The organism is Stutzerimonas stutzeri (assembly GCF_038561965.1).
In the GTDB taxonomy this organism is placed as follows: domain Bacteria; phylum Pseudomonadota; class Gammaproteobacteria; order Pseudomonadales; family Pseudomonadaceae; genus Stutzerimonas; species Stutzerimonas stutzeri_AA.
Map to the genome: position 1 here is coordinate 441,689 of NZ_CP139348.1, position 20,331 is coordinate 462,019.

15 protein-coding genes are annotated in these 20,331 nt (G+C 64.8%); 6 read left to right on the top strand and 9 right to left on the bottom strand.

Annotated elements, in window-relative coordinates:
- Positions 1–74: 74 nt before the first annotated feature.
- The 5 genes from selO to SM130_RS01965 all read right to left on the bottom strand — a co-directional run bounded on the left by selO (position 75) and on the right by SM130_RS01965 (position 9,724).
- A complete protein-coding gene (selO, locus tag SM130_RS01945; RefSeq protein ID WP_102824157.1) occupies positions 75–1,535 on the bottom strand; it encodes a protein adenylyltransferase SelO in 1,461 nt (486 codons plus the stop codon).
- Positions 1,536–1,625: 90 nt separating this feature from the next.
- Positions 1,626–4,916 (bottom strand): mechanosensitive channel MscK, encoded by a 3,291-nt coding sequence (gene mscK, locus SM130_RS01950; RefSeq protein WP_102824621.1) that lies wholly within the window; start codon positions 4,914–4,916, stop codon positions 1,626–1,628.
- A 129-nt stretch (positions 4,917–5,045) separates the two neighbouring features.
- Complete coding sequence (locus SM130_RS01955) at positions 5,046–6,791, bottom strand: potassium/proton antiporter (protein ID WP_102824158.1); 1,746 nt, start codon at positions 6,789–6,791, stop codon at positions 5,046–5,048.
- A gap of 134 nt (positions 6,792–6,925) precedes the next feature.
- On the bottom strand, positions 6,926–8,728 hold the full coding sequence (locus SM130_RS01960) for an acyl-CoA dehydrogenase (protein ID WP_102824159.1): 1,803 nt from the start codon (positions 8,726–8,728) through the stop codon (positions 6,926–6,928).
- Positions 8,729–8,833: 105 nt separating this feature from the next.
- On the bottom strand, positions 8,834–9,724 hold the full coding sequence (locus tag SM130_RS01965; protein WP_102824622.1) for a polyprenyl synthetase family protein: 891 nt from the start codon (positions 9,722–9,724) through the stop codon (positions 8,834–8,836).
- Between the two features lie 157 nt (positions 9,725–9,881).
- Between SM130_RS01965 and fni the strand changes: the two genes are divergently transcribed.
- From fni to crtB, 5 genes are read left to right on the top strand one after another with little or no spacing between them, the layout of a single operon-like run.
- Complete coding sequence (gene fni / locus SM130_RS01970) at positions 9,882–10,922, top strand: type 2 isopentenyl-diphosphate Delta-isomerase (RefSeq protein ID WP_102824160.1); 1,041 nt, start codon at positions 9,882–9,884, stop codon at positions 10,920–10,922.
- A 19-nt stretch (positions 10,923–10,941) separates the two neighbouring features.
- Positions 10,942–12,240: a glycosyltransferase gene (locus SM130_RS01975; RefSeq protein WP_102824161.1), complete on the top strand. Its 1,299-nt coding sequence runs from the start codon at positions 10,942–10,944 to the stop codon at positions 12,238–12,240.
- On the top strand, positions 12,219–13,388 hold the full coding sequence (crtY, locus tag SM130_RS01980; RefSeq protein ID WP_102824162.1) for a lycopene beta-cyclase CrtY: 1,170 nt from the start codon (positions 12,219–12,221) through the stop codon (positions 13,386–13,388). The genes SM130_RS01975 and crtY overlap by 22 nt, the downstream gene beginning before the upstream one ends.
- Positions 13,385–14,905, top strand: coding sequence for a phytoene desaturase (locus SM130_RS01985; RefSeq protein ID WP_102824163.1), 1,521 nt, complete (start codon positions 13,385–13,387; stop codon positions 14,903–14,905). Before crtY ends, SM130_RS01985 begins: the two co-directional genes overlap by 4 nt.
- Positions 14,902–15,828, top strand: coding sequence for a 15-cis-phytoene synthase CrtB (crtB, locus tag SM130_RS01990; RefSeq protein WP_102824164.1), 927 nt, complete (start codon positions 14,902–14,904; stop codon positions 15,826–15,828). The genes SM130_RS01985 and crtB overlap by 4 nt, the downstream gene beginning before the upstream one ends.
- Here crtB and SM130_RS01995 read toward each other — a convergent pair.
- Positions 15,788–16,315: a sterol desaturase family protein gene (locus SM130_RS01995; protein WP_102824165.1), complete on the bottom strand. Its 528-nt coding sequence runs from the start codon at positions 16,313–16,315 to the stop codon at positions 15,788–15,790. The two genes, crtB and SM130_RS01995, sit on opposite strands and share 41 nt — an antisense overlap.
- 83 nt (positions 16,316–16,398) lie before the next feature.
- On the bottom strand, positions 16,399–17,442 hold the full coding sequence (locus SM130_RS02000; protein ID WP_102824166.1) for an NAD(P)H-dependent flavin oxidoreductase: 1,044 nt from the start codon (positions 17,440–17,442) through the stop codon (positions 16,399–16,401).
- Between the two features lie 134 nt (positions 17,443–17,576).
- Between SM130_RS02000 and SM130_RS02005 the strand changes: the two genes are divergently transcribed.
- Complete coding sequence (locus SM130_RS02005; protein WP_102824167.1) at positions 17,577–18,416, top strand: 23S rRNA (adenine(2030)-N(6))-methyltransferase RlmJ; 840 nt, start codon at positions 17,577–17,579, stop codon at positions 18,414–18,416.
- A 144-nt stretch (positions 18,417–18,560) separates the two neighbouring features.
- Here the strand turns inward: SM130_RS02005 and SM130_RS02010 are convergent, their stop codons facing one another.
- Complete coding sequence (locus SM130_RS02010; RefSeq protein ID WP_102824168.1) at positions 18,561–19,535, bottom strand: serine/threonine protein kinase; 975 nt, start codon at positions 19,533–19,535, stop codon at positions 18,561–18,563.
- Between the two features lie 71 nt (positions 19,536–19,606).
- The gene (locus SM130_RS02015; RefSeq protein ID WP_102824169.1) at positions 19,607–20,311 is read right to left on the bottom strand and encodes a ComF family protein; all 705 of its coding nucleotides are present in this window, start codon (positions 20,309–20,311) and stop codon (positions 19,607–19,609) included.
- Positions 20,312–20,331: the final 20 nt, after the last annotated feature.

Consider the following 20,331-nt stretch of genomic DNA (forward strand, 5'->3'; position numbering starts at 1 on the left):
CTCTCTGGCAATCCCGCGACTTGCTCGCCGCGAGGCAGCACCGACGAGCGCGCGGTGAGCCACTGTTTTCGTTGTCAGGACGAACAGCTGATTTCCAGGTGCTTGCCCCATTCCGGCGGACGCTCGGCGTAGCGCTGCATGCCGGGCTGGTCGTCGAAGGGTCGACTAAGCACCGCATGCAGCTCGCGTACCGGCGCGTAGTCACCTTTCTCCGCGGCCTCGATGGCTTGTTGCGCCAGGTAGTTGCGCAGGATGTACTTCGGATTGACCGCCTGCATGCGCGCCTCGCGCGTACCTGCGTCGCCGGCTTCACGCGCCGTGCGTGCGCAATAGTCCGCTGCCCAGCCATCGAAACTCTGCAGATCGACGAAGTCCTCGCGCAGACGGCTCACCGCCTGCTCCGCAGGGCTTTCGCTAAGCTCCCGGAAGAAGCGGCTGTAGTCGATGGCGCCGGCCTGCATCAGCTGCAACAGGCGACGTACGAGCTCGTCGTCACCCGTCTCGGCCTGGTTGAAGCCCAGGCGTCGGCGCATCAGATCCAGCCACTCGGCTTCGTACAGCGGCAGGAACAGCTCCATGGTTTCGCGCAGCACCTTGACGTCGACGAACGGCGTCAGCGCCTGCGCCAGCGCGGCCAGGTTCCAATGGGCGATGGGCACCTGGTTCTCGAAGGAGTAGCGGCCGGTGTCATCGGAGTGGTTGCAGATGAAGCGCGCATCGAAGTCGTCGAGGAAGGCATAAGGGCCGAAGTCGAAGGTGATGCCGAGGATCGACATGTTGTCGGTGTTCATCACGCCGTGGCAGAAACCGTAGGCCTGCCAGCGGGCGATGAGCGCGGCGGTGCGTTCGAGCACTTCGCGGAAGAACGCGTGGAACGGCTCGGGGTGTTCCAGTAGTTCGGTGAAGTGCGCCTCGATGACGTGTTCGAGCAGCTGCTTCAGTTCGGCGTGCTGGCGGGTGTAGTAGAAGAACTCGAAGTGACCGAAGCGCACGTGGCTCGGCGCCAGGCGCAGCAGCATGGCACCGCGTTCCGGGCGCTCGCGGTAGACCATTGAATCCGAGCCGGTGACGCACAGCGCCCGCGAGCTGGGGATGCCCAGCGCGTGCAGGTGTTCACTGGCAAGGAATTCGCGGATCGACGAGCGCAGCACCGCGCGGCCGTCGCCCATGCGCGAGTAGGGCGTCTTGCCGGCGCCCTTGAGGTGCAGGTCCCAGTACTCGCCCGCTTCGTTGACCACCTCGCCGAGCAGCAGCCCGCGGCCATCGCCCAGCTGTGGGTTGTAGCTGCCGAACTGATGGCCGGAATAGATCATCGCCCGCGGTTCGGCCGTGGACCAGATCTTGTGTCCGGAGAACAGTTCGGTGAACAGCGCTTGCTCGGCCTCGGCTGGGCCCATATCCAGCAGCGCCATCGCCGCCTCGCTGGCGACCACCAGGCGAGGGTCGCTTAGCGGCTGCGGCGACACCTCGGTGGAAAAGGTGTCGCCGAGTCGGGCGAAGCGGTTGTCGAAGGTCAGTTGGGTCAGGCTTTTCAAAATACCTCCGGCGCGGCGTGTAGCAAGAATGGCCCGGCCGGTGCCGGGCATGTTCAGGACGTTGGAGGCTGCGACCTGGCCGAGTGTTCCTCAGCCACGATCATCGGTAGACGGCTTCTGCTCGTCGGCGGGCTTGGGCGTGGTGCTCAGCTGCAGTTGCTGGCCGTTGAAGTTCTTCAGGAATACGTCGACCTGGCGGAAGGCGATGTTGATCCCGGCCTTGTTGAATTCGCGATCGATGAAGCGGTTGATCTCGTCGGTCGCCGGGTTGCGATCGCCGAGGTCACGCACGTGGATGCGCAACTCGTGATCCAGGGTGCTTTCGCCGAAGTTGAGGAACAGCACCTGCGGCTCCGGCTCCTTGAGTACCCGCGGATTGTCCCGGGCGGCCTGCAATAGCAGCTTGCGCACCGCCTCCAGGTCCGAGCCGTAGGCGACGCCGACCTTCAGCGTCACGCGGGTCACGGTGTCGCTCAACGACCAGTTGATCAGCTGGCCGGTGATGAAGGTCTTGTTCGGGACGATGATGTCCTTGCGGTCGAAGTCGGTGATGGTGGTGGCGCGGATGCGGATCCGGCTGACGGTGCCCGACAGGTTGCCGATAGTGACCACATCACCGATGCGCACCGGGCGCTCGAAGAGGATGATCAGGCCGGAAATGAAGTTGGCGAAGATCTCCTGCAGGCCGAAGCCCAAACCCACCGAAAGTGCTGCCACCAGCCATTGCAGTTTGTCCCAGCTGACGCCCAGGGTGGACAGCGTGGCGACGATGCCGAAGCCGGCCAGTGCGTAAGACAACAACGTAGTGGTGGCATAGGCGCTGCCCTGGGCCAGGCGCAGCTTGGACAGCACCATGACTTCCAATAGGCCGGGCAGGTTGCGCGCCAGGGCCACGGTGATGGCGATGATCAGCAGCGCGCCGAGCAGGTTGTTCAGACTGATCGCTGCGGTGGTCAGGGCATCGCCGCTGCCGCTGGTGTATTCGTAGAGGGTGATGTTGTCCAGGTAGGAGACGACCGAGATCAGGTCCGACCAGACCCAGTACAGCGCTACCAGGAACACGCCGAACATGGTCATGCGGGTCAGGCGCAGCGACTGCTGGTTGACCTGTTCGATGTCCAGCCCCGGTTCGCCCTGGGCTTCCGTGCTGTCCCCGGTTTCGTCGACCTGTGCTTGCCGCTTGGCCAGCGCTCGTTTGTAGGCCAGGCGCCGCGCGGCCACGGTCAGCCCGCGGATCAGTGCCGCTTCGACGACGATCCAGATCATCAGCACGTAGAGCGTATCGATCAGCCGGTCGGTCAGCTTCAGCGCGGTGTAGTAGTAGCCGAAGCCTACCGCGACGATCAGCGCGATCGGCAGCATGCTGAACAGCAGGCCGATCATCAGGCGCAGTGGCGGTGCGTTCTGGCTCGACGGTCCCTTGAGCAGCAAGCGGTTGAGACGCCAGCTCATCAAGGCGAAGCAGGTCAGCACCACGAGAATGCCGAGCACATCGTCGGCCAGTCGCGCCGGCTGGTGCTCGGCCACGCTGACCACCGCGACCAGGGCTATGACGATCATGCCGAGGCGACGGATCTCGTCGCGCAGGAACGCCACCTGCGGTCGCGACCAGCCAAAATGCAGCTCGGCCACGCGCCCTGGCGAGAGCATGCGGTAGGCACTGTAGAACACCAGCCAGGCCTGCGCCATTTCAAACAAGGCGGCGCCGAGCACGTAGTTTTGCCCGCGCGCATCCATCTGCAACAGATAGCCGCACAGGGCCAGGAACAGCGCGCCGGGCAGCGCCAGCAGGAGGTTCAACAGCAGTGCCAGCGGCGTGTGCAGCTGGCTGTCGTTGCGGAAGTGGCCGATCTGCTCGCTCAGCGAACTGAGCTTGGCATCGATCGTCTTGCGCCACCAAAGCAGCCCGGCGATCAGCAGCAGCAGCGGCAGGAAGAACAGTGGCCGCTCCTTGAGCCCGGCGCCCAGCTCTTGAACAGCTGAAAGCCAGGGCATCGCTGCCAACTGCACTTTCAGCCGTTGCACAGAGCCCTGCAGCCAGCCGAAATCCAGCGGCTTGTTGCTGGGAATCCAGAACATCTGCTCGTCGAGCGTATCACTCAGCATGCGGGCGGTGTCCTGCAGCTGTTTCTGGTTCAGCTGCAGGGTGATCGAGGAGTTGAGCAGGGCGTCCAGTTCACGGTTGAGGCGGTCGAGCAGCTCGCTGCGGGTGGTCGCCAGGTCGAGCAGCGTACGCCGCAGTTCGGGCGTCACGTCCTCTTCGTTCTGCCGTGCCAGCAACTGGTCGACGTAGGCGGCCGAATTACCGGCGGCTTCGCGGCGCTGGTTGAGTTCGAACTGGTACAGGCGGATATCGGCGATTTCGTCGGCGAGGTTCTTGTCCAGCTGCAGGCTCGGCAGCGCCTGCTTCTGCTGGTAGAGAATGCGCGACAGCAGCAGGCTGCCCTCGAGCACGGCGATCTGTTCTTCCAGCGCCTGGTCGGTCTGGTTCAGCGTATCGAGCTGCTGGCGAGTCTTCAGGTTCTGCTGGTTGAGGCGGTTGAGCCGCTCGGTCGCGCGCAGCAGGTAGTCGGACAGCTTGAGGTTTTCGGCACTCTCGGCGGCGAGCAGCTTGTCCGAGCCGGCCTGCTGCACCCGGGCGGAAAACTCGGCTACGGTCTGTTCCGATTCGGCGCGGCGCTTTTCGTTGATCAGCCCCTGCAGTGCCTGAGTTTCCAGCTCGGCGCGGGCGATGCGTTCGGCCAGCAGGTCGCGGCGCGCCTTGCCCAGGTCCTGCAACAGGCTGTTGCCGGCCAGCTCCTGGCGGCGCAGGTCGATCTGCGCACTGAGCGAAACGATTTCCGCCTCCAGCAGCGCGCGGCGCTCCTCGCTCAACGGCTTGCCTGATTCGCGACCGCTCTTGAGCAGGTTGTTGGCTTCCTGGATGCGCATCTGCGCCGTGCTGATCTGCGCTTGGGCACGCTCCGGGCGGGTCTGCGCGGTGATGATCATGCTATTGGCGGCGCTGAACTGCTTTTGCCATTCGGACAGTTCTTCGACCCGTGCGCTCAGGCGCTGCTCCAGGGCTTCGACCGATTGTTTGGCGTAGCGCTGGGCCGGGTCTTCATCCGAACTGGCCTTGAGCTTGGCCAGTTCGCGCTGGGCCTCGGCAATTTCCTTGGGGGCCTGGGCCAGCAGAGCTTTCAGATCCTCGGCGCGCTTGTTGCTGTTTTCGGTCTGCTGAACCATGCGCTGGGTCTGCTCACCCAGCGACAGCTGCGCAGGTTTCGTCTCGCCTTCGGCGGCCGGCGGCGTGCCAGTCAGGCTTTCCAGCGATTGGGCATGGAGGGGGGCGACGAACAGGCAGAACGTCGAGAACAGCAGGGTGCGCAGGAGTGACATGAGGGCAGTGACGTAGGCGAATGACCAGAGAGGGCGAAAGTCTACGGGCTGCGCCAGTCCAGCGCGAGTACCCTGCAGCTGGCCGACGGACGGGCGGTGAGCCACCGCCGTTCGCCGGCAGCACGGTGGTTAGAACATCAACTGCGGTCCGGGCTTGTCGCCCTCGGGGAATTTCAGGCCGACCTTGCGCACTTCTCCGGCCTCCATCGCCGCCACGGTCCAGGTCAGGCCGTTCCATTCAACCTGGTCACCGACCACCGGATTTCCGCTGACCTGCTCGGCCATGAAGGCGCCGATCGTCTGGTTGCCGTCTACGTCGCCGAGCTTGAGCCCGTAGAGCGCCGCGATGGCGCTGAGTTGGGCGTCGGCTTCGAGGATGAAATCGCCGAAGAAGCGCAGGTCCTGGCCGCGCTTGGGCGCCTGGCTGAACAGCTTGCCGAGCGCCGGCAGGTCTTCGTCGTGGCCGATCACGCAGAGAATGTCATCGACCTGCAGCCGGGTGCTGCCTGACGGGTGCAGCAATTCCTTGCCGCGGAACAGTGCAGCGATGCGGGTCCCTGGCGGCATCTTCAGCTCGCGCAGGGCGGCACCGACGCACCATTTGCTGGCGCTCAGGCGGTAAACGAACATCTCCCACTGGCTGGTGGTGTGTACCTGCAGGCCGCTACGCGAAACCGGCATCGGTGACGGCGGTACTTCCACTTTCGCCTTCTTCGCCGTCCAGGCCAGCGTCGACCCCTGCAGCAGCAGCGACACCAGCACGATGAAGAACGCGACATTGAAGAACAACTGCGCGTTTTCCAGCCCCGCCATAAGCGGGAACACAGCGAGAATGACAGGCACCGCGCCGCGCAGGCCGATCCAGGAGATGAACAGGCGTTCGCGCATGTGGAAACTGCGAAACGGCAGCAGGCTGACGAACACCGCCAGCGGCCGTGCGAAGAGAATCATCCACAGCGACAGCGCCAATGCCGGCAGCGCAATGGGTAACAGTTCGCTGGGCGTCAGCAGCAAGCCGAGCACGAGGAACATGCTGATCTGGCTGAGCCAGGCCAGGCCGTCGAACATGTGCAGAATGCCGTGGCGGTTGCGAATCGGCCGGTTGCCCAGCAGCAGCCCGCACACGTAGATCGCCAGGATGCCGCTGCCGCCGATAGCGCCGGACAGCGCGAAGATCATCAGACCACCGGCCACTGCCAGCAGCGGGTAAAGACCGTCGGCCACCGACAGGCGATTGATCAGCTGCAGCAACAGCCAGCCGCCGAGCAGGCCTAGCACGGTGCCGATGCCGAACTGCTGCAACAGGGTGAGCAGAAAATCCCAGCCAAAGGACGTGCGGCCGGCGAGCAGCATGTCGATCAGTGCGACGGTGAGGAACATCGCCATCGGGTCGTTGCTGCCCGATTCGATTTCCAGGGTCGAGCCGACCCGCTCGTTGAGGCCCTTGCCATTGAGCAGGTTGAACACCACGGCCGCATCGGTGGAGCCGACGATGGCGCCGATCAGCAGGCCCTGCAACAGCGGTAGATCGAACAGCCAGGCGGCGGCCAGCCCGGTCAGGCCGGAGGTGATCGCCACGCCCAGGGTCGCCAGGGAGAACGCCGGTTTGAGTGCGACGCGGAAGGTTGCGGTGCGGGTGCGCATGCCGCCATCGAGCAGGATGACCGCCAGCGCCAGGTTGCTGATGACGAAGGCCAGCTGGTAGTCGCCGAAGACGATACCGCCTACGCCATCGACGCCGGCGAGCATGCCGACGGCGAGGAAGATGACCAGGATCGGCACGCCGAGTCGGTTCGACAGCGAACTCATCAGGATGCTCGCAGCCACCAACAAGGCACCGATAAAGAACAGGTGGTTGAGGTTGCCGAGGTCCAAATCAGGTCTCCGTCAGAGAATGCCGCCTCGCGCTCATGCACGGGATATGCCAGCGATTCTAACCTGATGATTTGACAGGCTGTCAAAAAAAGCCCCGCATGAGCGGGGCGTTGTAACGGGACCGCAGAAACCCGCTAGAACCAGGCGTCCTGCATGGCCAGGCAGGTGTCATCACGCGCTTCGAGGATGGCCAGCTCATGCTCGCAAGCCGGCACCTCCCAGGTGAGGAAGTAACGCGCGGCCTGAAGCTTGCCGCGATAGAAATCGGCATCCGCCGGATTGCCCTCGGCCAGGCCGCGTTCGGCACGTAGTGCCTGCTCCAGCCAGCGCCAGCCGATCACCGTATGGCCAAACACCTTCAGATACAGCGCCGAATTGGCCAGCGCCTGGTTGACCTTGCCGGTTGCGAGATCGCCAAGCAACGCTTGGGTGACGCGGCTAAGGCGGGCGATGTGCTGCTCCAGCGGCTGGCGCAGAGCGGTCAGCGAGTCGTATTCGGCGGCACGTGCGCAACTGGCCTGGATCAACCCGAGCAGCTGGCGCAGGCCGGCGCCCTTGTTCTGCATCAGCTTGCGGCCGAGCAGGTCCAGCGACTGGATGCCGTGGGTGCCTTCGTGGATCGGGTTGAGCCGGTTGTCGCGGTAGTACTGCTCCACTGGGTATTCGCGGGTGTAGCCATGGCCACCGAGAATCTGGATCGCCAGCTCGTTGGCTTTCAGGCAGTACTCAGACGGCCAGGATTTGACGATCGGCGTCAGCAGGTCGAGCAGCTCGCTGGCGTTGCGCCGCTCTTCTTCGCTGTCAGCCGTGTGCTCGTCGTCAACCAGTCGTGCGGAGTACAAGCCGAGATCGAAGGCGCCTTCGACGTACGCCTTCTGCATCAACAGCATGCGCTTGACGTCGGTGTGCTCGATGATCGGCACCTGGCTCGAGGCTGGGTCCTTGCCGTCCGGCAGGCGGCCCTGCGGACGCTCGCGAGCGTAGTTCAGTGAATAGAGGTAACCGGCGTAGCCGAGCATGATGGCGCCCATGCCGACGCCGATGCGCGCCTCGTTCATCATCTGGAACATGTAGGCCAGGCCCTTGTGCGGCTCGCCTACCAGATAGCCAACGCACGCGCCGTTGTCGCCAAAATTCAGCGCCGTGCTGGTGGTACCGCGCCAGCCCATCTTGTGGAACAGGCCGGCAAGCAGCACGTCGTTGCGCTGGCCGAGGCTGCCGTCGTCGTTAACCAGGAACTTCGGCACGATGAACAGGCTGATGCCCTTCACCCCGGGCGGCGCGTCCGGCAGTTTGGCCAGCACCATGTGCACGATGTTCTCCGACAGCGGGTGGTCGCCGCCGGAAATGAAGATCTTGTTGCCCTTGAGGCGATAGCTGCCGTCACCGGCCGGTTCGGCGCGGGTGCGGATATCCGACAGCGAGGAGCCGGCATGCGGCTCGGTAAGCGCCATGGTGCCGAAGAAGCGGCCCTCGAGCATCGGCTGCAGAAAGCGCTGCTTCTGCTCCTCGGAGCCGAATGCCTCGATCAGATGCGAGGCGCCCATGCTGAGCATCGGGTAGGAGCTGGTGGCGATGTTGGCCGACTGGAAATGCGCGAAGCAGGCCCGCGAGAGCAGGTTCGGCAGCTGCATGCCGCCATCATCGAAGCTGCGCTGCGCATTGTGAAAGCCCGCCTCGATGAAGGCGTCCACGGCCGGTTTGACCTCGGGGATCAGCACCGCTTCGCCGTTCACGTACTGCGGTTCGTGCTCATCGGACTTGCGGTTGTGCGGCGCGAAGTACTTCTCGGCGATGGTGCGCGCGGTGCCGATGGCGGCGTCGAAGGTCTCGCGGCTGTGATCGGCGAAGTGCTCGCGGCGGGTCAGAGCCTCTGCATCCAGCACTTCGTAGAGTTCGAATGCCAGGTTACGCGGGCAGAGCAGGGTCTCGGTCATGGTCAACCTCCGTTTTCATCTGCCCGAGTCTAAGGAGCGCGGTTTTCCATTGCCTAGCTTCATCCATTGCACTGATGAAGCGTCAACACGGCGCCGGTCCATCGCTCAGCCGAACAGCTGACGCAGCAGCCCTGCCAGCTCGCCATCGCCCAGCCCGGCGGTTTGCAGGTGACTCAGCGCGGCTTCGCGGTGCATCGCCAGCTGCTGATGCGCCTCTTGCTGGCCCAGTAGCGAAACCACGGTCGGCTTGGCTCGATCCTGCTGGCAGTCCTTGCCGGTTTGCTCGGGTGTCAGGCCATCGGCGATATCGTCGAGCAGCTGGAACGCCATGCCCAGCTCGTTGGCGAAGCCTTGCAGGTGGCTGCTAAGGGCTCGCTCGGCCCCCGCAAGCAGCGCCGCGAGTTCCAGGGCGGCGGTGAACAGCGAGCCGGTCTTCAACTGATTGGTGGCGATCACCGCGTCGAGCGGGTGTGCCTCGTCGGCGCCATGCAGGTCGCGAAACTGTCCCCGCACCAGGCCTTGTGCTCCGACCGAGCGGGCGAGGATGGCGACCGCATCGTTGCGCTGCCGCGGGGTGAGCCTGGGTGCGGTTGCGGTGATGCCGTAGGCATGGCTGAGCAGCGCCACCGAGGCGAGCACGGCAACGTCCTCGCCGAAACGCAGGTGAATGGTCGGCTGGCCGCGGCGCAGGCTGGCGTTATCCATGCAGGGCATGTCGTCGAGAAACAGCGAGGCGGCATGGATCATTTCCAGGGCACAGGCCGGGTCCAGGCCGGTATCCGGATCGATGCCGAGATCGGCCAGCGCCAGCAACAACAGCAATGGTCGGAGCCTCTTGCCAGGCGCCAGGGTGCCTTCGCGCAATGCCAGGCTGATCTTGTCCCGCTCCGACTCGGGTAGCGGCAGGCGCATCGCCAAGCGGTCGTCGACCTGCCGACGCAGGCGCAGCAAGCTGTCGCATTGCGAGAGCGGGAGGGGGGAATTCTGCGTTTGCATGGCGGTGCCCTCGCTGGCGCCCCAGTTCGAGCAGCCGGGTTGCGCAATGTTGTACAACGATTGGACGTTTCGACAGAAAGCTGTACAAGTCGTGCCATCGCATAGCACTTTTTTCAGGGCGTCACGTCCAAACAAGTCTTCCCGGGAGCCGATTTCCATGAGCAAGCAATCGTTGGTCAGCCGTAAAAACGATCACCTGGACATCGTCCTCGATCCGGCGCGGGCGGCCGGTGCGACGGGTACCGGTTTTGGCGCCTTCCGCTTTGAGCACTGCGCTCTGCCTGAGTTGCACCTGGACGAGATCGACCTGCATACCAGGCTGTTCGGCCGCCAGCTGCGTGCGCCGCTGCTGATCAGCTCGATGACCGGTGGTGCCGCGCGCTCGGCGGCGATCAATGCGCATCTGGCAGAGGCCGCGCAGCAGCTGGGCATCGCCATGGCGGTGGGGTCGCAGCGGGTCGCGCTGGAAACCGCGGGCGATCAGGGCCTGACCGGCCAGCTGCGGCAACTGGCGCCGGACATTCTGCTGCTGGCCAACTTCGGTGCCGCCCAGCTGGTCCGTGGCTACGGCGTAGACGAGGCGCGCCGCGCTGTCGAGATGATCGACGGCGATGCGCTGATCGTGCACCTGAATCCGTTGCAGGAAGCGGTTCAGCCCGGAGGCGACCGTGATTGGCGAGGCGTGCTCAAGGCGATCGAAGCACTTGCCCGCCGCCTTGCCGCACCGGTGGTAATCAAGGAGGTCGGTGCGGGCATATCCGCGACGGTGGCACGGCAGTTGGTCGACGCGGGTGTCGCCGCCATTGATGTGGCAGGTTCCGGTGGTACCAGCTGGGCGGCGGTTGAAGCCGAGCGGGCTACAGATGTCAGCCAGCGGGCGATTGCCCAGGCATTCGCCGAATGGGGAATCCCCACGGCGCAGGCACTGCTGGCGGTGCGCGAGGCTTGCCCGGACACGCCGCTGATCGCTTCCGGCGGCATTCGCGACGGGGTCGAGGCGGCCAAGGCGATCTGCCTGGGTGCCGATCTGGTCGGACAGGCGGCCGGGGTGCTGCAGGCCGCGATGCTGAACAGTGAGGCAGTGGTGAAGCATTTCGAGGTATTGATCGAGCAGCTGCGGATCGCCTGTTTCTGTACCGGTTCGGCCAGCCTTGCCGAACTGCGGCAGGCGCGGCTGCTGCAAGTAGCCGCCTTCTGAAGCCCGGTGGAGCCGCCAGATGACTCACTTTGCGGCAATTGCACCGCCCTTTCTCAGTCATCTGCGCGCGTTCGAAGCCATCGCCTGGCAACTGACGCGGCGGGGTCACCGCGTCACCTTCGTGCAGCAGACCGATGTCGCTGAGTTGCTGACATTGTCCCAGGCCGATTTCGTTGCTATCGGTACTCAGTCCCATCCGCCGGGGACCTTGGCTGCGGTGGTCCGTCGGGCCGCGCAACCGGGACCGTTCGGTATTCGCCGGGTCATCGCCGATATGGCCGCCAGCACCGAGCTGTTCTGCCGTGAGGGGCCGGCCGTATTGCGCTCGCTAGAGGTCGATGCCGTGCTGGCCGATCAGATGGAGCCGGCGGGCGCGCTGGTGGCCGAGCATCTTGGCCTGCCGTTCGTCTCCGTCGCCTGTGCGCTGCCGTTCAACCGCGAACCGCTGGTGCCCTTGCCGGTGATGCCCTGGCGCTACCGGGCGACAGACTGGGGCGAGCAGCTCAACCTGCACAGCAGTCGTGTTTACGACCATCTAATGCGCCTGCAGGCCGAGGTGATCGAGCGCTACTGTCAGGCGTTCGGCCTGGCGCCTCGTACGACCCTGAGCGAATGCATGTCGCCGCTGCTGCAGATCAGCCAAACGGTGACGGGATTCGACTTTCCGCGGCGCCAGCTTCCGGCGCATTTTCATGCTGTCGGGCCGTTGCGCCGCCCGCTGGAGAGCGAAGCCGAGCTGAACCTGCCGATCAATCCGGCGCGGCCTTTCGTCTTTGCCTCCCTGGGCACCTTGCAGGGTCATCGCTACGGGCTGCTGCGCAGTATCGCCCGTGCCTGCAAGCCCCTCGGTGTGCAACTGCTGATCGCCCATTGCGGCGGGTTGAACGCCGCACAAGCGGCGCGGCTGCATGAAGAGGGCGCGGATTGGGTGACCGATTTCGCAGCGCAGCGCGCGGCGTTGGCCAAGGCTTCCGTGGTTATCACCCATGCCGGACTGAATACCGTGCTCGATGCACTGGAGGCCGGTGTACCGATGCTGGCGCTGCCGATTGCCTTCGATCAGCCCGGCGTCGCGGCGCGTATCGAGCATGCCGGCGTCGGCCTGCGGATTTCTCCGCGGTTGGCGCGTCCAGCGCGAATCAGCCAGGCGTTGGCGCGGCTGCTGGGCGATCCGGCGTTTCGCCAGCGGGCGGCGCAGCTTGGCGCAGAGGTGCGACAGGTCGGTGGTGCGGTGAGTGCCGCCGATCTGATCGAGGCCGCAATCGGCTGCGCTCAACAAATGCCCGGAGGTGGCCGGTGGCGCTTGATGCGGAGCTGATCCTCGTCGGCGGTGGCCTGGCCAACGGACTGCTGGCACTGCGACTGCGCAAGCAGCGTCCCGATCTGCGCCTGTTACTGCTGGAACAAGGCGAAACCTTGGGTGGCAACCATACCTGGTCGTTTCATGAGCACGACCTGACGCCAGTCCAGCACCGTTGGCTGGAGCCCTTGGTGGGGTCCCGCTGGCCGGGCTACGAAGTGATCTTTCCGGACCTCAAACGGCGGCTGGACAGCGGTTACGCGAGTATTTTTTCCGAGCGTTTTCATCAGTACATGATGACCGAACTGAGTGGTGGCGTTCGGTTGAGCACGTCCGTTGTGGAGGTGCAGCCGCAGCAGGTGCGCCTGGCTTCGGGCGAAATGTTGCAGGCCGGCGCAGTGATCGATGGGCGCGGTGTGCGCCGTACCGATCAGTTGGCGCTGGGCTTTCAGAAATTCCTCGGTCAGGAACTGCGCCTGCAACAGCCACACGGCCTGCGCGAGCCGATCATCATGGACGCCAGCGTCGCGCAGCAGGACGGCTACCGGTTCGTCTACGTGCTGCCGCTCAGCGTCGATACGCTGCTGATCGAGGATACCTATTACGCCGACGGCGACGCCGTGGCGCCTGAGACCTTGCGCGAAAACATCTATCACTACGCCAGTTCACGCGGCTGGGTGATCGCCGAACTGTTGCGTGAGGAACATGGCGTGCTGCCCATCGTCTTGTCTGGAGACCTACCGGCCTTCTGGGACGAGGCGCGTGGCCTGCCGCAGACCGGCCTGTCAGCGGCCTTGTTCCATCCCACTACCGGCTACTCGTTGCCCGACGCGGTGCGTCTGGCCGATCACCTGATCGCGCTGGATCGCTGGGATGCGGCCAGCCTGTACGAGGCAACGCGCAGCTACTCGTTGGCGCAGTGGCGCCAGCGCGGCTTTTTCCGCCTGCTCAATCGCATGCTGTTCATGGCCGGCCCGGCGGATCGCCGCTGGGCCGTGATGCAACGTTTCTACCGCCTGCGTGAACCGCTGATCCAGCGCTTCTACGCGGCCAATCTGACCACCTGGGACCGCTTGCGCATCGTCTCGGGTAAACCTCCCGTGCCGGTGGGCGAGGCGCTGCGTGCGCTCGCCGCTGGCAACCTGCACCACAAGGACAAGCGATGAACGAGCCAACAGGCGTTCGGCCCAAGCGGGCCGTGGTGATTGGTGCCGGTTTCGGCGGGCTGGCGCTGGCGATCCGTCTGCAGCGCAGCGGCGTACAGACCACTGTGCTGGAGAAGCGCGATAAGCCGGGTGGCCGCGCCTATGTCTATCACGACCAGGGTTTCACCTTCGATGCCGGGCCAACGGTGATCACCGACCCGCCCGCGCTCGATGAGCTGTTTACCGGTGCCGGCAAACGCATGGCCGATTACGTCGAGTTGCTGCCGGTCAGCCCCTTCTATCGGCTGTGCTGGGAAGACGGCCACAGCTTCGATTACGTCAATGATCAGGCCGAGCTGGACAAGCAGATCCACGCGCTGAACCCCAAGGATGTGGCCGGCTACCAACGCTTTCTCGCCTATTCGCGCGCGGTGTACGAGGAGGGATACGTCAAGCTTGGCACCGTACCTTTCCTCTCGTTTCGCAGCATGATCGGTGTCGCGCCACAGCTGGCCAAGCTGCAAGCCTGGCGCAACGTTTACAGCATGGTCTCGAAATTCGTCGAGAGCGACCGGCTGCGGCAGGCCTTGTCCTTTCAATCCCTGCTGGTCGGCGGCAACCCGTTTGACACCTCGTCGATCTATGCCTTGATTCATGCCCTGGAGCGCCAAGGGGGGGTGTGGTTCCCGCGCGGCGGTACCGGTGCGCTGGTGCAGGGGATGGTCAAACTCTTCGAGGATCTGGGTGGCAAGCTGGAGCTCAATGCCGAGGTGGCGCGCATCGAACTGGCCGAAGGGCGAGTGAATGCGGTGATCACGCAGCAAGGGCGGCGATTCGACACCGATGCGGTGGCCTCCAATGCCGATGTGGTCAATACCTACAAGCAGCTGCTCGGGCATGAGGCGCGCGGCCGCGACGAGGCCAAGCGGCTGAGCGGCAAGCGCTTTTCCATGTCGTTGTTCGTCATCCATTTCGGCCTCAAGCGCCGCCATGAGCACCTGCAGCACCATACGGTGTGTTTCGGCCCGCGCTACCGCGAGCTGATCGACGAGATATTCAAGCGTGAAACCCTGGCCGACGATTTCTCCCTCTACCTGCATGCGCCCTGCGTGACCGATCCGTCGCTGGCGCCGGAAGGCTGCGCCAGCCACTACGTGCTGGCGCCGGTGCCGCATCTGGGTACGGCGGATATCGACTGGGCGGTGGAGGGGCCGAAATACCGCGACCGCATCTTCGAATACCTTGAGCGTCACTACATCCCGGGCCTGCGTGGTGATCTGGTTACTCATCGGATCTTCACGCCGCACGATTTCCGCGACGAGCTCAATGCCCATCTGGGTTCGGCGTTTTCGCTGGAACCGATCCTCACCCAGAGCGCCTGGTTCCGCCCGCATAACCGCGATGACGTGATTCCCAACCTCTATATCGTCGGCGCCGGCACCCATCCGGGCGCAGGTGTTCCGGGCGTCGTGGGTTCAGCCAAGGCCACGGCAGGCCTGATGCTGGAGGACTTCATATTGAAGGAGCAGGCCGGATGAACGACACGGTCATCAACCACTCGACCCAGGCGATCAACGTCGGCTCCAAGAGCTTCGCGGCGGCTGCAAAGCTGTTCGACGAGCGCACCCGCCAGAGCGCCGTGATGCTCTACGCCTGGTGCCGTCATTGCGATGATGTGATCGATGGGCAGACGCTGGGGCATGGTCAGGTCGAAGGTGATCGCTCCACCGGCGAGGCGCGACTGGCCGCGCTGGTCGAGCTGACCGAGCGCGCCTATGCTGATGAGCCGATGAGCGATCCGGCTTTCGCTGCGTTCCAGCAGGTGATCCAGCGCCACCAGATTCCGAGGGAATACCCGCTGGAGCACCTGGCCGGCTTTCGCATGGATGTCCATGATTATCAGTACCAGACCCTCGACGACACGTTGCTCTACTGCTACCGGGTCGCCGGTGTGGTGGGGTTGATGATGGCACGGGTGATGGGCGCCGAAGCGGAGCCGACCCTGGATCGCGCCTGTGATCTCGGCTTGGCCTTCCAGTTGACCAACATCGCCCGTGACATCGTCGAGGATGCGCAGATCGGGCGAGTTTATTTGCCGGCTGAATGGCTGGCTGAAGTCGGCATTCCAGCTGATGAGGTTGCCTTGCCACAGCATCGTGCGGCGCTGGCACGGCTGGCGGCCCGACTGGTTGATCTCGCCGAACCCTACTACCAGTCGGCCTCCCAGGGGTTGCCGGATCTGCCGCTACGCTCGGCCTGGTCGATCGCCACCGCGCATGGGGTCTACCGGCAGATCGGCGTCGAAGTGAAAGCACGCGGTTCGGCGGCATGGGATTCGCGCGTCTCCACCAGCAAAGGGCAGAAGCTGCAGTTCCTGCTGGCCGGGGGCGTGCTGGCGCTGGCCTCGCGGCGGATGCAGGTCAGGCCGCGTCCTGACGATCTCTGGACGCGTCCTCGCTAGTACTCGCCTTGCGCAACGGCCCGTCGTGCAGTTCGCGCAGTTGCTGCTTGAGTACCGGCAATGGCGGCGCATAGAGGAAGCCGAAGGACACGCAACGTTCCTTGCCCTCCACCGCATGGTGCATGCGGTGTGCCTGATAGAGGCGCTTGAGATAGCCGTTGCGCGGCACGTAGCGCAGCGGCCAGCGATGATGGACCAGCCCATCATGGGCTACGAAGTAGAGAAAGCCGTAGGCCGTCATGCCGGCACCAATCCATTCCAGCGGGCCGTAGCCCGCCGTGCCCAATGCAATCAGCAGGATGGCGACGCCGGCAAACACCACCGCATACAGATCGTTCTTTTCGAACCAGCCGCTGCGCGGCTCGTGATGCGACTTGTGCCAGCCCCAACCCCAGCCGTGCATCACGTACTTGTGCGCCCACCAGGCGAACAGCTCCATGCCGGCCAGTGTGGCCAGAAAGACGAGCGTGTTGGTCAGTGGGCTCATTGCAGGCGTTCCGTGTGACGTCCGGTCGATTCTACGCCCCGTCGCGCATGCTCAGGCTTTGTCGCGACGGAGTGCACAATGACTCAGGCCCGCCAGCCGGCCGCAAGTTCACGGGTCAGCTCGCCGGCAGGGACTTCCCGACAGCCGCTGACGTTCTGCCCGGCCCACAGTGGCGTGAAGTGATCCAAGCCCTGCTTTTCCGCCTGGGCGCGCAGCGCGCCGATGGCATTGCCCGCCAGTGGGAAGGGCGGCACGCCTTCGGGCAGTGGGCCGAGCTCGCGCATGATGCGGTTGACGATGCCACGGGCCGGGCGGCCGCTGAACAGGGTGGTCAGCGCGGTATGCGCCGCTTGAGGGCTCTTCAAGGCGGCGCGATGCAGCGGGTTGGTACGGCTTTCCGGGCACAGCAGGTAGGCGGTGCCGAGTTGCACGCCGGCCGCGCCAAGTATCTGCGCCGCAGTCACGCCCTGCGCATCGGCAATGCCGCCGGCGGCGACCACTGGCACGTCGAGCGCGGCAACCAGTTGTGGCAGCAGGGCGAAGGTGCCGAGCTGGGTAGTCAGGCCTTCGTCGAGAAACACCCCGCGGTGGCCGCCGGCTTCCAGGCCCTGGGCAATCACCAGATCGACGCCGTGCTGCTGCAGCCAGAGGCCTTCGGCGACCGTCGTTGCGCTGGAGGCGATCTTTGCTCCGGTGCCTCGGGCGCGTTGCAGTAGGTCGGGCGTCGGCAAGCCGAAGTGGAAGCTGACCAGGGCCGGCTTGTGCCGCTCCAGCACCTCGGCCATCGCTGCATCGAAAGGCTGGCGGGTGGCGCCGGCCGGAATGCTTGCCGGGTCGATGTCGAACTCGGCGAAGAACGGCACCAGCATCCGGTGCCAGGCGTCGATGGTCGCGGGGTTTGCGGCAGGCGTCTGGTGGCAGAAGAAGTTGACGTTGTAGGGGCGGTCGGTCAGCGCCTCGATGGCGGTCAGCTCGACGTCCAGCGCCTCGGCATTGAGCATGCCAGCCGGGATCGAGCCCAGCCCGCCGGCCTCGCAGACCGCGGCGGCCAGCTGGTGATTCTGCGCACCGGCCATAGGCGCCTGGATGATCGGGTGCTCGATGCCGAAGAGATCGCGCAGGTCCATGAGGTCAACTCCGTTCGTTCGTCGTGGGCGCCACTGTAGCCCCTGTCGGCGGTCGGGGAAAACGACGCTGGTCATGCCGGACCTGCGCAGCGCAGGGCGGACAGGTAAACTGCGCGGCTCTCGAGGAGGATCAGATGAACTACCGCCACGCCTTCCATGCCGGCAACCACGCCGACGTGTTCAAACACCTGGTTCTGAGCCGGATCTTCGCCCTGCTGTCGCGCAAGGAGGCACCGTTCGCCTACCTCGACAGCCATGCTGGCGTCGGCCTGTACGACCTGGCCGGCGACCAGGCCAGTCGCACTGGCGAGTGGTTGCAGGGCATTGCGCGCATCTGGCAGGCGGAAGCACGTCCGGCGCTGCTCGATGACTACCTCGGCGTGATTCGCCAGCTCAATCTGGATGGGGCGCTGCGCTATTACCCCGGCTCGCCCGAGCTGGCGCGACAACTGACCCGCGAGCAGGATCGTCTGCAGCTCAACGAAAAGCATCCCGAGGACGGCGCGCTGCTCAAGGACAACATGACCGGCGACCGCCGCGTGGCCGTGCACCGCGGCGAGGGCTGGCATGTGCCGCGGGCGCTGATGCCGACGCAGGAAAAGCGCGTGGTGCTGCTGATCGATCCGCCGTTCGAGCAGGCCGATGAGCTGAGCCGCTGCGTGACGGCAATTAAGGAAGCGCTCGGGCGCATGCGCCAGACCATCGGCGTGATCTGGTACCCGATCAAGGACGAACGCCAACTCAAGCGCTTCTATCAGGACCTCGCCCGCAGTGGCGCGCCCAAGTTGCTGCGCGCCGAACTGTTCGTCCACCCAGCCGACGACGCCAGCCGCCTGAGCGGTTCGGGCCTGGCCATCATCAATCCGCCGTGGGGGCTGGAGGAAGAACTGCGCGAGCTGTTGCCATGGCTGGCCGAGCAGCTGGCGCAAAGCCAGAGCAGCTGGCGCCTGGACTGGCTGATCGAAGAGATTTGACCAGCACGGGATCGCCACCCGTTGGATCGCCACCCGGTGGATCGGTAAAGCGCGATCCACCCACGCAGACGCCGGGGTTCGTAGGGTGGATGTCGCTTTTCACATCCACCGTCACAGGGCCGCAGTCGCGCCGCTTGGCCGTCCTCAGAACAACCTGAGCGGCTCTTCCTGCAGTGCCGACATCTGCTCGCGCAGGATCAGCACCTGGTCGCCCCAGTAACGCTCGCTGCCGAACCAGGGAAAGCTCATCGGAAAGGCCGGGTCATCCCAGCGGCGCGCGAGCCAGGCGCTGTAGTGCATCAGCCGCAGCGCGCGCAGCGCCTCGATCAGCGGCAGCTCGCGCGGGGCGAAATCGTGGAATTCGTTGTAGCCGTCGACCAGTTCGGCCAGCTGACCCAGACGTTCATGGCGCTCGCCGGCCAGCATCATCCATAGATCCTGCACTGACGCGCCCATGCGGCAATCGTCGAGGTCGACCAGATAGAAGGCATCGTCGCGGGCGAGGATGTTGCCTGGGTGGCAATCGCCATGCAGGCGGATCGGCGTGAAGTTCGTGCTGGCGAAGACGTCCTCGACCCGCTTGAGCAGGTCCCGCGCCACCGACTCATAGGCGGGGAGCAGACTTTTGGGTACGAAGCCGCCGTTCAGCACGGTATTCAGCGAGTCGTGACCGAAGTTCTGCACCGCCAGGGTTTCGCGGTGCTCGAACGGTCGGCTCGCGCCCACCGCATGCATGCGCCCCAACAATTGGCCGAGGCGATAGAGTTGGTCGAGGTTGCCCGGTTCCGGCGCGCGGCCGCCACGGCGAGGGAAGAGGGCGAAGCGGAAGCCCGCATGCTCGAACAGCGTCGAGCCGTCACGCTCCAGCGGCGCCACCACCGGCACCTCGTGTTCGGCCAGTTCCAGGCTGAATTGATGCTCCTCGAGAATCGCCTCGTTGCTCCAGCGACCGGGCCGGTAGAACTTGGCGATCAGTGGTGTTTCGTCTTCGATGCCCACCTGATAGACGCGGTTCTCGTAGCTATTGAGCGCCAGCACGCGGGCATCGCTGAGATAACCGATGCTTTCCACGGCGTCGAGGACCAGGTCCGGCGTGAGTGTGTCGAAGGGATGGGACATGACCGGCTCCGCAGGATGGGCCGATCAGTGTATTGCACCGGGGCTTTTAAACAACCGCGCGTCCGCCGTGATCAGTCGCCTGGCTTGGGCGTGCGCGCCAGGCAATAGACGTCCACTCGCGCAGCGCCCGCACGCTTGAGCAGGCGCGCCAGTGCCTCGGCAGTTGCGCCGGTGGTCAGCACATCGTCGATCAGCGCCAAGTGGCGGCCTTTTATGTCGCTGCCCTGAGCCACGGAGAAGGCCTGCCGCAGATTTCGCCGGCGCGTGGCCGCGTCCAGTTGCTGCTGCGGGGGTGTATCGACAATCCGTTCCAGCAGACGCTCATCGACCGGCAGCTTCAACGCCCCGCCCAGCCACTGCGCGAGCATCTGCGCCTGGTTGAAGCCCCGTTGGCGCATACGGCGGCGTGCCAGCGGTACCGGTACGAGGAGGTCCGGCTGCGGCAGCCCCTCGGCGAACGCGTGCTGCAGATGCAGCGCCAGGCGCTCACCAAGCAACCGTCCGAATGGCCAGCGCGCCTGATGCTTGAAGCGGGTGATCAGCGCATCGACCGGGAAGGTGAATCGCCAGGGCACTTCGACGTGATCGTAGCTCGGTGGTCGTTTCAGGCATTCGCCACAGATCAGCCCTTGGGTCGGTAGCGGCACCGCGCAGATTGCACACTGGCCGTCGAGCCAGGGCAGCTCCGCTTCGCACGGAATACAAAGCGGATGGCCTTCGCAAGGCTCATCGCACAGCAAACAGAACTGTTTATTAATTGACCAGTTGTAAACCATGATTCCATTCCTGGTTGACA